The 12,002-nt window shown below is 71.6% G+C and carries 10 protein-coding genes and 1 riboswitch; of the genes, 8 read left to right on the top strand and 2 right to left on the bottom strand.

Translation table 11 applies throughout. The annotated features are described in order from the left end of the window. Nucleotides 1-103 precede the first annotated feature (103 nt). A riboswitch (cyclic di-AMP (ydaO/yuaA leader) is annotated at nt 104-271 on the top strand. A 13-nt stretch (nt 272-284) separates the two neighbouring features. Both LUX31_RS09645 and LUX31_RS09640 read left to right on the top strand, forming a co-directional pair. Beyond that, nucleotides 285-1,079 (top strand): M23 family metallopeptidase, encoded by a 795-nt coding sequence (locus tag LUX31_RS09645; RefSeq protein ID WP_235474372.1) that lies wholly within the window; start codon nt 285-287, stop codon nt 1,077-1,079. A 188-nt stretch (nt 1,080-1,267) separates the two neighbouring features. Then, nucleotides 1,268-1,963 carry a GntR family transcriptional regulator gene (locus tag LUX31_RS09640; RefSeq protein ID WP_235474371.1) on the top strand — a complete coding sequence of 232 codons (696 nt, stop codon included), beginning with the start codon at nt 1,268-1,270 and terminating at the stop codon, nt 1,961-1,963. Between the two features lie 155 nt (nt 1,964-2,118). Here the strand turns inward: LUX31_RS09640 and LUX31_RS09635 are convergent, their stop codons facing one another. Next, nucleotides 2,119-2,400 (bottom strand): HPr family phosphocarrier protein, encoded by a 282-nt coding sequence (locus tag LUX31_RS09635; protein ID WP_006379745.1) that lies wholly within the window; start codon nt 2,398-2,400, stop codon nt 2,119-2,121. Nucleotides 2,401-2,578: 178 nt separating this feature from the next. Between LUX31_RS09635 and LUX31_RS09630 the strand changes: the two genes are divergently transcribed. The 5 genes from LUX31_RS09630 (at nt 2,579) to LUX31_RS09610 (ending at nt 9,667) form a co-directional block, all read left to right on the top strand. Beyond that, nucleotides 2,579-5,620 (top strand): bifunctional acetate--CoA ligase family protein/GNAT family N-acetyltransferase, encoded by a 3,042-nt coding sequence (locus tag LUX31_RS09630; RefSeq protein ID WP_235474370.1) that lies wholly within the window; start codon nt 2,579-2,581, stop codon nt 5,618-5,620. Nucleotides 5,621-5,660: 40 nt separating this feature from the next. Further along, a complete protein-coding gene (locus LUX31_RS09625) occupies nt 5,661-6,248 on the top strand; it encodes a DUF5998 family protein (RefSeq protein WP_235474369.1) in 588 nt (195 codons plus the stop codon). After that, nucleotides 6,248-7,438, top strand: coding sequence for an alkaline phosphatase family protein (locus tag LUX31_RS09620; RefSeq protein ID WP_235474368.1), 1,191 nt, complete (start codon nt 6,248-6,250; stop codon nt 7,436-7,438). Before LUX31_RS09625 ends, LUX31_RS09620 begins: the two co-directional genes overlap by 1 nt. Nucleotides 7,439-7,505: 67 nt before the next feature. After that, nucleotides 7,506-8,156 carry a thymidine kinase gene (locus tag LUX31_RS09615; protein WP_235474367.1) on the top strand — a complete coding sequence of 217 codons (651 nt, stop codon included), beginning with the start codon at nt 7,506-7,508 and terminating at the stop codon, nt 8,154-8,156. Between the two features lie 218 nt (nt 8,157-8,374). Further along, nucleotides 8,375-9,667 (top strand): C40 family peptidase, encoded by a 1,293-nt coding sequence (locus LUX31_RS09610; RefSeq protein WP_235474366.1) that lies wholly within the window; start codon nt 8,375-8,377, stop codon nt 9,665-9,667. 69 nt (nt 9,668-9,736) lie between these two features. On the opposite strand, the gene LUX31_RS09605 is transcribed toward LUX31_RS09610, so the two are convergent. Beyond that, nucleotides 9,737-10,534, bottom strand: coding sequence for a VOC family protein (locus LUX31_RS09605; RefSeq protein ID WP_235474365.1), 798 nt, complete (start codon nt 10,532-10,534; stop codon nt 9,737-9,739). 558 nt (nt 10,535-11,092) lie between these two features. Here LUX31_RS09605 and LUX31_RS09600 point away from each other — a divergent pair. Continuing rightward, nucleotides 11,093-11,935, top strand: a complete 843-nt coding sequence (locus tag LUX31_RS09600; RefSeq protein WP_235474364.1) for a sulfurtransferase — start codon at nt 11,093-11,095, stop codon at nt 11,933-11,935. Nucleotides 11,936-12,002: the final 67 nt, after the last annotated feature.

Here is a 12,002-nt window from a genome sequence, read left to right as displayed (position 1 = left end):
TGGCATGCGCTACAAAACCCGTGATCGGTTTGTTGATTGAAAGTTACGCGGCTTAGCGTCGGTCCGGCTGTCCGTCACGCACTACGCCGCAGCCGCGGCACCCGGACAGTCATCGCCGAGTCCCCACATGGCGCGAGCCAGGGGAGCCGGGGACCCACACTGTGCAGTCCCTGGGGTGAATCGGACGCCCGCGCGCCCAGCGAGGGGGTCCGTAGGAGACCTTCCTGCTCCGAACCCGTCAGCTAACCCGGTAGGCGAGAAGGAAGGAAAGGACCAGCCACTACATGGCGTTCACCCGCGCCACCGGGAAGCACCGTCGTCCCAGCCGCCCCAGTCTCGTCACCCGTACGACCGTCCGCGCGGCCGGAGTCGCGGCCCTCGCCACCACCGGCGTCGTCGGCACCCTCGCCGCCCCGGCGCTCGCCGAGGAGTCCGCCGCCGAGCAGACCGGCCTCACCCCGGTGATCTCCATCGGCGAGGCGCTCGCCGACCAGATCGACGCGCAGGCCGCCGCACAGGAGCAGGCAGCCGAGAAGGCCGCCGCCGAGAAGCGGGCCGTCGCGGCCGAGAAACGCGCCCTGGCCGCCGCGAAGAAGGAGGCGGAGGAGCGGGCCAAGGAGGCACGCGAGGCGGAGGCCCGCGCCGCCCGCGAGGCCGAGCGCAAGCGCCTCAACACCTTCGTCGCCCCGATCTCCGGCTCGTACATCTCCACGGGCTACAAGTCGGGCGGAGCCGTCTGGTCCTCCGGCAGCCACACCGGCATCGACTTCCACGCCTCGTCCGGCACCACCGTCCACGCGGTGGGCTCCGGCACGGTCGTCGAGGCGGGCTGGGGCGGCGCCTACGGCAACAACATCGTGATCAAGATGATTGATGGTACGTACACTCAGTACGGTCATCTGTCGTCCATCAACGTGTCCGTCGGTCAGACCGTCACCCCGGGCCAGCAGATAGGTCTCTCCGGGGCCACCGGCAACGTCACCGGTGCGCACCTCCACTTCGAGGCCCGCACGACCGCGGAGTACGGCTCGGACATGGACCCCGTCGCCTACCTCCGCTCGCACGGTGTGAACGTCTGACAACCACGCGCATCTCTTGTCGTCGCCCCGGCTCCCCGAGCCGGGGCTTTCGGCGTTTCCGGCGGCCCTGTGTCCAAAAAATATCCCTGGATTCCGGCCCGCCGTCGGAAATTCCGGTTCTCTGCAATAGAGTCACTGAACACACGTCAATCGTCGACGTTTCACGGGGATTAAAGCGGAGGTCGGACATGCGTATTCCGGCGCACTCGGTATGCACGGCGATCCGGGACGACATCGTCGCCGGTGTCTACGAGCGCGGCAGCCGGCTCACCGAGGAACTGCTCGCGCGCCGGTACGGCGTCTCGCGCGTCCCCGTCCGCGAGGCCCTGCGCACCCTGGAGGCCGAGGGCTTCGTGGTGACCCGGCGCCACGCGGGCGCGTGCGTCGCGGAACCGACCGAGCAGGAGGCCTCCGACCTGCTGGAGATGCGCATGCTCCTGGAGCCGCTGGGTGCCTCCCGGGCCGCCCAGCGGCGCACCGAGGCCCATCTGAAAGTGCTGCGCGGCCTGGTCAGGCTGGGGCAGGAGCGGGCCAGGAGGGGCAACAGCGAGGACCTGCGCTCCCTGGGCGGCTGGTTCCACGAGACGCTCGCCCAGGCCTCCGGAAGCCACGCCCTGACCTCGACGCTCACCCAGCTCCGGCACAAGATCGCCTGGATGTACGCGGTGGAGGCCCCGGTCAACCCCGTCGAGTCCTGGACCGAGCACGGGGCGATCGTGGACGCCGTGGCGCGCGGCGACAGCGAGCGGGCGCGAGCCGTCACGGCGCTGCACACCGAGCGGTCGGCCGGCGCGCACCGGCTGCGCTTTCCCGGCGGCGGAGACCGTCCGGAGCGTGTGAGGACTTCGCAACATCCCGTAAACATGACGGGCCTGCGTCATTAACACGGGCGCCGTATACAAAGAGGGTGGAATTCGCGGGGGATTATTTCTGCTGCCCATAAACGATAAACGCGAAGGGGTCGCCCGGAATTCCGGGCGACCCCTTCGCGTATGCGGATGGTGCCTTTGAGGCGACGGCTGTCGCCGCCCTCAATTTCTCAGACCGTCTCGGGAAGTTCCTCGAGTCCCTCGGCCACCAGCTTCGCCAGGCGGTCGAGCGCCGCGTCGGCGCCCTCCGCCTCGGAGGCGAGGACGATCTCCTCGCCGCCCTGGGCACCCAGGCCGAGGACCGCCAGCATGGAGGCCGCGTTGACGGGGTTGCCGTCGGCCTTGGCGATCGTCATGGGGACGCCGGCGGCCGTGGCCGCACGGACGAAGATGGAGGCGGGGCGGGCGTGGAGGCCCTCCGCCCAGCCGACGTTGACGCGGCGCTCAGCCATGTGATGCTGCCCTTCACTGTCTCAGGGTTGTCTAGACCATTGTTCCATAGCGTGAAGCGTTCCGGGAGGCAGGTGGAAACCTGTCCCGGAACCGCGTTCGGACCCCGGCCTGGGCCCGACTTCGGTCCCCACAGACTGCCTCGCGACGTTGTCGTACGCGAGCCGTACTCTGGGGCGCATGCAGAACTCGTCGGACCGGCACGAGTACCCCGCCCACTGGGAGGCGGACGTCGTGCTGCGCGACGGCGGCACCGCCCGCATCCGGCCCATCACCGCGGACGACGCCGACCGGCTGGTCAGCTTCTACGAGCAGGTTTCGGACGAGTCGAAGTACTACCGCTTCTTCGCGCCCTATCCGCGCCTGTCCGCAAAGGACGTCCACCGCTTCACCCACCACGACTTCGTGGACCGGGTGGGGCTCGCGGCCACGGTCGGCGGCGAGTTCATCGCCACCGTACGCTATGACCGCATTGATGCCGACGGCCTGCCCGCGTCCGGTCCCGCCCACGAGGCCGAGGTCGCCTTCCTCGTGCAGGACGCCCACCAGGGCAGGGGCGTCGCCTCCGCCCTCCTCGAACACATCGGGGCCGTCGCCCGCGAACGCGACATCCGCCGCTTCGCCGCCGAGGTGCTCCCGGCCAACACCAAGATGATCAAGGTGTTCACGGACGCCGGATACACCCAGAAGCGCAGCTTCGAGGACGGCGTCGTCCGCCTGGAGTTCGACCTGGAGCCCACCGACCGCTCCCTCGCCGTCCAACGCGCGCGGGAACAGCGGGCCGAGGCACGCTCCGTACGTCGGCTCCTCGTCCCGGGCGCGGTGGCCGTCATCGGCGTCGGCCGCGCTCCCGGCGGCGTCGGCCGCAGCGTCCTCGACCACATCAGGGACGCCGGTTTCACCGGTGACCTGTACGCGGTCAACAGTGCCTTCCCGGAGGAGCAGAAGGACATCGACGGGGTGCCGGCCCACCGGTCGGTGCGGGAGATCGAGGGTTCCGTCGACCTCGCGGTCGTCGCCGTCCCGGCCGCGTACGTCCCCGATGTCGTCGCCGAGTGCGGAGAGCACGGAGTGCAGGGGCTCGTCGTGGTCTCGGCCGGGTACGCGGAGAGCGGCCCCGAGGGACTGGAGCGGCAGCGCGAACTCGTACGGCACGCGCGCACGTACGGGATGCGCATCATCGGCCCCAACGCCTTCGGCGTCATCAACACCGCCGAGGACGTCCGGCTGAACGCGTCGCTCGCCCCAGAGATGCCGAGGCCGGGCAGGATCGGCCTGTTCGCGCAGTCCGGCGCCATCGGGATCGCCCTCCTCTCCCGGTTGCACCGGCGCGGGGGAGGCGTCACCGGGGTCACGGGTGTGTCGACGTTCGTCTCCTCCGGCAACCGGGCCGACGTGTCCGGCAACGACGTACTCCAGTACTGGTACGACGACCCGGACACCGACGTCGTCCTCATGTACCTCGAATCCATCGGCAACCCGCGCAAGTTCACGCGCCTCGCGCGGCGCACGGCGGCGGCGAAGCCGCTGGTGGTCGTCCAGGGGGCGCGGCACGGTGGCGCCGCTCCACAGGGACATGCCGTACGGGCCACGCGGCTGCCGCACGCGACGGTGTCCGCGCTGCTGCGGCAGGCCGGGGTGATCCGCGTGGACACGATCACCGAACTGGTCGACGCGGGGCTGCTGCTGGCCCGGCAGCCACTGCCCGCCGGGCCGCGGGTGGCGATCCTGGGGAACTCGGAGTCGCTGGGCCTGCTGACGTACGACGCGTGCCTGTCGGAGGGCCTGCGGCCGCTCGCGCCGCTGGATCTGACGACGGGGGCGTCGCCGGAGGACTTCCGCCGGGCGCTGTCGGAGGCGTTGGCGGACGAGGGGTGCGATGCGGTGGTGGTGACCGCGATCCCCACGGTGGGGGAGGGCTCCCCTGGGGATGCCGCGTTGGCCGAGGCCCTGAGGTCGGCGGCGGCGGAGGTTCCCGGTAAGCCGGTGCTGGTGGTGCATGTGGAGCTGGGCGGACTTGCGGAGGCGTTGTCGGCTGCCGCGAGCACGGCACCACAGGCGGGTTCCGTGGCACCCGGCGTTGCGGGCGGTGCTCACCCTCCCCCGCTCTCGGCTTCGCTCGAGCGGGGGGACCCCCATCGCCCTGCGGAACGCCTGCCCACCGCGGGGGCGGAGCGTTCGTTCACGGCGGGGCCGGGACAGCCGCCTGCCCCCGGGCAGGGGCAGCCGCCCACCGCGGGGGCGGAACGCCCGCGCACGGCGGGGGCGTGGGAGCCCCCCGCCGCAGGGCCGGGACAGCCGTCCACCCCACCCGTGTCACAGACACAGGCACCGCCCCCGCCCACCCCCGACTCCTGCTCCCGTCTCATCCCCGCCTACCCCGCCGCCGAACGCGCCGTCCGCGCCCTCGCCGAAGCCGTGAAGTACGGGCAGTGGCGGCGGGAGGTGGCCGAGCCCGGCAAGGTGCCCGGGTACGAGGACATCGACGAGAAGGGCGCCGCCGAGCTGATCGGCGGGCTCCTCGCGCGCGGGCAGGGGCTCACCCTCGGTACGGACGAGACGTGCGAGCTGCTCGGGACGTACGGCATCCCGGTGCGCAGGGCCCTCCCCGCGCTGAGCGCCGACGACGCCGTGGCCGCCGCGCGGACCATCGGCTACCCGATCGCCCTCAAGGCCACCGCCCCCCACCTGCGCCACCGCGCCGACCTGGGCGGCGTACGCCTGGATCTCGCGGACGAGGAGCAACTGCGGCGGGCGTACGCCGAGTTGACCGGCCTCTTCGGGAATCCGCACGAGGTGCGGCCCGTCGTGCAGGGGATGGCATCGCGGGGAGTCGACACCGTCGTACGGGCGGTCATCGACCCGGCGGCCGGCGCGGTGCTGTCCTTCGGGCTCGCCGGGCCCGCCTCGCAGCTGCTCGGGGACACCGCGCACCGGCTGATACCGGTCACCGACCGCGACGCGGCCTCACTGATCCGGTCGATCCGGACGGCGCCGCTCCTCTTCGGCTGGCGCGGCTCGGCGCCGGTCGACACCGGAGCGCTGGAAGAACTGCTGCTCAGGGTGTCGCGGCTCGTCGACGACCACCCCGAGGTCATCGCCGTCTCCCTGGAGCCGGTGGTCGTCGCACAGCACGGGCTGAGCGTGCTCGGGGCGTCGGTGCGGCTGGCGCCGCCGCCCGTCCGTGACGACCTGGGTCCCAGGACACTTCCTGTGTACTGAGCGGTGCCTCGCAGTCAGTGGGCCCCCGTAGGATGGGCACATGGCCAAGACCAGTACATCGACCCAGGGGCTGCGAGCGGCGATCGAGCGCAGCGGCTACTACCCGGCCCTCGTGGCCGAGGCGGTGGAGGCCGCGATCGGCGGCGACTCCATCCGGTCGTACCTGGTCCACCAGGAGACGACGTTCGACGCGAACGAGGTGCGTCGGCATGTGACCGTGCTCGTCCTCACGGGCAACCGCTTCATCGTCAGCCACACCGACGAGCAGGCCGCGGACACCACATCCCCGACGCCGTACGCCACCACGTCCACGGAATCCGTGAAGCTCGGCCGGATCTCGTCCGTCGTGCTCAGTAGGGTCGTCGCCAACCCGGAGTCGTACACGCCGGGCACGCTGCCCCGTGAGGTCGTCCTGACCATCGGCTGGGGCGCCGTCGCCCGTATCGACCTGGAGCCGGCCGCTTGCGGCGACCCCAACTGCGAGGCCGACCACGGCTACACGGGCAGTTCCACGGCGGACGACCTGAGCCTGCGCGTCAGCGAGGCCGGCGACGGCCCCGAGACGGTCCGCCAGGCCCTCGTCTTCGCGCAGGCACTCTCCGAGGCGACCGCGGACGTCGCCCGCTGATGTCCCAGCCCACCACCTGGGACCACCCGGAACCACTCGCAGTCTCCTCCGCCCCCGTCCCGCACTACGGCACGGGCTCGCTCGCCGACCTGCTGCCCACTCTGGCCGCCGGCATGGACGTACCGGGCATGTCCCCGGCCATCCCGGAGCTGGCGCCCGCCGACCGGAACTGCGTGTTCCTGATCGACGGACTGGGCTGGGAGCAGCTCCTCGCCCACCCGGACGAGGCCCCCTTCATGAGCTCCCTCATAAGCAGCTCACGCGGGGACACGGGCCGCCCGATCACCACCGGCTACCCCGCGACCACCGCGACCTCCCTCGCCTCCGTCGGTACCGGGCTGCCGCCGGGTGCGCACGGCCTGCCCGGCTACACCGTCCGCAACCCGGCCACCGGCGAGCTGATGAACCAGCTGCGCTGGCAGCCGTGGACGGAACCGCGCGCGTGGCAGCCGCACCCCACGGTGTTCCAGCTGGCGCACCAGGCCGGTGTGCACACGGTCCAGGTCTCCTCGCCGACCTTCGAGAACACCCCGCTGACCAAGATCGCGCTCAGTGGCGGAACGTTCCGGGGGAAGCTGTCCGGCGAGGACCGCATGGACCTGGCGGCCGAGCAACTGGCCGCCGGTGACCGCTCGTTGGTCTACACGTACTACGCCGAGGTGGACGGCAAGGGCCACCGCTTCGGCGTCGACTCGGACGCCTGGCGCGGCCAGCTCATGTACGTCGACCGGCTCGTCCAGCGGCTGGCGGAGCAACTCCCGCCGCGCGCCGCGCTGTACGTCACCGCCGACCACGGCATGATCGACATCCCGTTCGACGAGCAGCACCGCATCGACTTCGACGAGGACTGGGAACTGCGCGCCGGCGTCGCCCTGTTGGGCGGCGAGGGCCGGGCGCGGCACGTGTACGCGGTGCCGGGCGCCCAGTCCGACGTACTGACCTGCTGGCGCGAGGTGCTCGGCGAGCAGTTCTGGGTGGCATCGAGGGACGAGGCCATAGCGGCGGGCTGGTTCGGACCGACGGTCGACGAACGGGTGTACGGACGGATCGGCGACGTGGTCGCGGCGGCGCGGGACGACGTCCTGATCGTCGCTTCCGAGCGGGAGCCGAGGGAGTCGGCGATGGTCGGTAACCACGGCTCGATGACCCCCGCGGAACAGCTCGTCCCGCTGCTCCAAGTACGCTCCTGACGCTTCCCCCCTTCCCGACCCACCTGCCACTCCTCCGTGTCTCTCGCCGAAAGGTGCTCAACCTCCCATGTCCGAGCTGGTGTTCTTCTCCGGGACGATGGACTGCGGGAAGTCGACCCTGGCGCTGCAGATCGCGCACAACAGGTCGGCGAGGGGACTGCAGGGTCTGATCTTCACCCGGGACGACCGCGCGGGGGAGGGCAAGCTCTCCTCGCGGCTCGGTCTGGTGACCGACGCGGTCGAGGCGGTCCTGGGGATGGATCTGTACGGCTATGTCGTGGACCGGGTGTCGCAGGGCGGCCGGGTCGACTACCTGATCGTGGACGAGGCGCAGTTCCTGGCGCCGGACCAGATCGACCAACTCGCGCGCGTGGTCGACGATCTGCGCCTCGACGTCTACGCCTTCGGCATCACCACCGACTTCCGCACGAAGCTCTTCCCGGGCTCGCGACGGCTGATCGAGCTGGCGGACCGGATAGAGACGCTCCAGGTCGAGGCGATGTGCTGGTGCGGCGCGCGGGCCACGCACAACGCACGCACCGTGAACGGCGAGATGGTCGTGGAGGGCGAGCAGGTCGTGGTCGGCGATGTGAGCAGCCTCGCCGCGGAGGTCGGCTACGAGGTGTTGTGCCGACGCCACCACCGTCGCCGCATGACGAGCGCCTCCGCCCACGCCGGCGCGCTCTCCCCGGACGTCCTGCCGGTCGGCCCCTCCTGATCGTCGCCGCCCGTCCCGCCTTCCCCGAACGTTCCGCCCGAATCCCGGAACACCCCCGATACGACGAAGGTCACAATTACGTATCGGACATTTCGCGCTTCAACCTTCACTTGAACCGCACAAGTTGGCTAAGTTGACCTCCGTACGACTTCTTCCCAAGTCGCTGTTCGAAGCAGACAGTTGACTCGGGGGTGGAACACGGAAGGAGCTCGTCCCGCATGGCGCCGGAACGAACCCGTAATGATGGGCCGAGCCGTGAGGAGGTCCAGCAGCGGATCAACAGCCTCTACGACCAGGCCGAAAGCGTCACCGGGACCTTCAACGCCACCCGCGCGATGAAGGTCGGCATGCGCAGGCGCGTCAACCCGACGCCCGACACCGCGCGCAGGCGCTCGGACCCCGCCCTCGACGAAGTCACCCGACCGTGGTTCGACGCGGCGCGCGCCAAGCTGGGCCCGACCCTGCCAGCCGTACTGCCGCCCGACAGGAGGCCGGCCCGCGCGGCCGAGCCCCGCCCCGCTCGTCCCGCGAGCCCTCCCGCCGAACCGGCCGCCCGCGCCGTGCCGGAGCTCACCGCCGCATCCATGCCCGAGTTGCCCACGGGATCCGCGCGCGAACTGTCGCCCGTACCCAGGGCCGAACTGCCGCCCGCCCCGGTCGCCGAACTGCCCGCCGCGCCCATGAACGCGCTGTCGGCAGTGCCTTCACCGCGGCAGGAAGCCCCGGGGGGCCTGACCGCGCTGCCCGCCGAGCCCAGCTGGTTCCCGCAGCCCGCCACGGGCACCGCTCCGTTCCCGGCCGAGATGCCGCAACTGCCCCAGTCGGCAGGCCCGGGCACGGACGCGTCCCTCGAAGGCACGCCCCTTTACGCGGGCACGCTCCGCGACGGGAACTATGCCCTCGTCACCGAACTCCCCCTGGTCGCGGACCCGTTCCCGGTGGCGGACCCGTTCCCCGCCGCCGCCCCGTTCCCCGTCGCGGAAGCGCCCTACGTCGCACAGGCGCCCCACGTCGCGCAGACCTCGTACGTCGCACAGACGTCCTACGGCACGGGAACCTACTTCGGCGCCGACCCGTTCCTGGGCGCCGGTGCCGTGGCCGGCGGGAGTATCGGCAACGGCATCGCGTTCGGTCTGGAGCCCGGTGCGAAGGCCGCGAAGGCGGTCGCCTTCGCCCGTGCGCAGATCGGCAGACCGTGCGTCTGGGGCGCGGTGGGACCGGGGTCCTACGACAACTCCGGTCTGATCCAGGCCGCCTGGAAGGCCGCCGGGGTCGCGCTCCCACGTGCCGTGCACGAGCAGGCGGGAGCCGGCATGGCGATCCACCTCGCCGACATCCGCCCCGGCGACCTCGTCTTCTTCCACGGCGACATGGGCCACGTCGGTCACGTCGGCATCTGCGTCGGCGACGGCACGATGATGCACGCACCGAGTCCCGGCGCGACGGTGCGCGAGGACTCGATCTTCGCGGCCGGCGAGGCGGCGATCCACAGCGTCCTGCGGCCGGCGTAGGGGCCACGGCGCAGGGGTCGCCAGGGGGCCGTCAGCGGGCCCCTCCGGATCACCGCGGGCCCTTCCGGATCACTTCTGGATCAGCGAGAACAACGCCCCCTCCGGGTCCGTCACCGTCGCCACCCGTCCGTGTGCGCTGTCGTGCGGAGGCTTGACGACATGGCCGCCCAGGTCCACCAGCCGGGTGGCCGCCGCGTCCGCGTCGGAGACCTCGAAGTACGTCATCCAGTGCGGACCCCGGTCCCGGGGCAGGGAGTTGCCCACGCCGTGGATGCCGGCGACCGGACGGCCCTCGACGTGCAGGGTGACGTAGTCGAAGTTCGCCGACACCACGGGCTCCTCCTCGTAGCCGAAGACGGTCTTGTAGAACTTGGCGACGCTCGACGAGTCACGGGTCACCAGCTCGTTCCAGGCGGGCGTGCCGGGGACACCGGTGATGTCCGTGCCCAGATGGGCGGCGGCCTGCCAGATGCCGAACACCGCTCCCATCGGGTCGGAGGCGATCGCCAGCCGGCCCGCCTCGGCCGCGTCCAGGGGGCCGACGCCCACCGTGCCGCCCGAGTGCCGGACCATCTCCGCTGTGAGGTCCGCGTCGTCCGAGGCGAGGTACGGCGTCCACGCGATGGGGAGATGGCGGTCCGGCGGCAGCTGGCCGATGCCGGCCACCTCATGACCGTCCAGCCGGGCCCGGACGTACCAGCCGAGTTGCTGGGGGCCCGGTTCGAACTCCCAGCCGAACAGCTCTCCGTAGAAGTCCTGGGTCGCCGCCATTCCGTGCACCATCAGACTCACCCAGCAGGGTGTGCCGGGCGCGTGCCGGTCGTGCGCCTCGCTGTTCCGGCCGTCCGACTCCCGTGCCTCGGTCATCGTCACTCTCTCCTCGACCCCTAGGGCCTGTCGTCACATTCCCGTCTGCCGGGCGACGCCATGCACGTACTCTCGCCGCACCGGGCACAGACCCACGTACTACCAGTAAGCGGGCCCGTGCCCGGCACGCCGAGAGTACGCACCTGACGCCGCCCGGCCCGCCCTCCGGGCGGACGACGGGAATGTGACGACAGGCCCTATCGGTGGCCGTGTCACTTCCGCCGTCCGCCGCGTCGGCGGACCTGCCGCATACCGTCGTACGGCGTGCCTCGTCCCGTACGTCCGTCGTGCCGAGCCGCGATCCCGCGCGCACGCACGCCCCGTGCCGATGCTCGCACCACCCGCGGTACCGCGCGCTCCGGCCGCGCCGACCCCCGCACGTCCTCGTCGTGAGGGTGCCCGATCCGCCGTTTCCCGCCCGTTTCCGTGCGATTGCCGCAAGGTGTCCATCGGTCGTACAGCATGTGCCCGATCCAGTACGCCTGGTGATCGAACCTGTCCGGCGGGAGAGTAGCCCGACCTGGCCGCCGCGGCCACCCCGTGCGCAAGGATGGAGCCATGAACGCCATCATCTCCGCATCCGAACTAGTGAACGAGCTGGCTGGTTCCCGTCCGCTGGTCCTGCTCGACGTCCGCTGGCAGCTGAGCATGCCCGGCGCGGCGCCTTTCGACGGGCACGTCGCGTACGTGGCCGGGCATCTCCCCGGCGCCGTCTTCGTCGACCTGGACCGGGAACTCGCCTCCGCGCCGGGGGCGAGTGGCCGGCATCCGCTGCCCGACCCGGAGGTGTTCGGCACAGCGATGCGCCGCGCGGGTGTCTCGTCCGGCGTCCCGGTCGTTGTGTACGACGGTGGACAGGGCTGGGCGGCGGCCCGCGCGTGGTGGCTGCTGCGCTGGACAGGTCACCCGGACGTGCGGGTCCTTGACGGCGGGTTGCCGTCCTGGGCGGGGGCGCTCGACACGGACGTACCTGCGCCCGCCGAGGGCGACTTCACGCCGGTGCCAGGAGCGGTGGACCTGCTGGACGCGGACGGCGCCGCCGCACTGGCCCGCTCCGGACTGCTGCTCGACGCGCGCGCGGGGGAGCGCTACCGGGGCGAGGTCGAGCCCATCGACCGGGTCGGCGGACACATCCCGGGCGCGGTCTCGGCCCCCACGAACGAGAACGTGGGCCCCGACGGCCGCTTCCTGCCCCCGGACGAACTGACGGCCCGCTTCAAGACCCTGGGTGCAACAGACACCACCGCGGTAGGCGTGTACTGCGGTTCAGGCGTCTCAGCCGCCCACGAGGTCCTCGCCCTGGCGGTAGCGGGCATCCCGGCAGCGCTGTACGTGGGCTCCTGGTCGGAGTGGTCGAGCGATCCGGCGCGACCGGTGGCAGTGGGCCCGGACCCGCAGTAGCCCAACAGTTCCATGCCCCCCCCGTTCAACTGAACGGGGGGCCACGCAACGCCCCGTCAGGGGCGCG

Origin of the sequence: Streptomyces sp. GQFP (assembly GCF_021545335.1) — a bacterium.
Lineage (GTDB): Bacteria > Actinomycetota > Actinomycetes > Streptomycetales > Streptomycetaceae > Streptomyces.
This window is presented reverse-complemented; position numbering and strand designations above follow the sequence as displayed.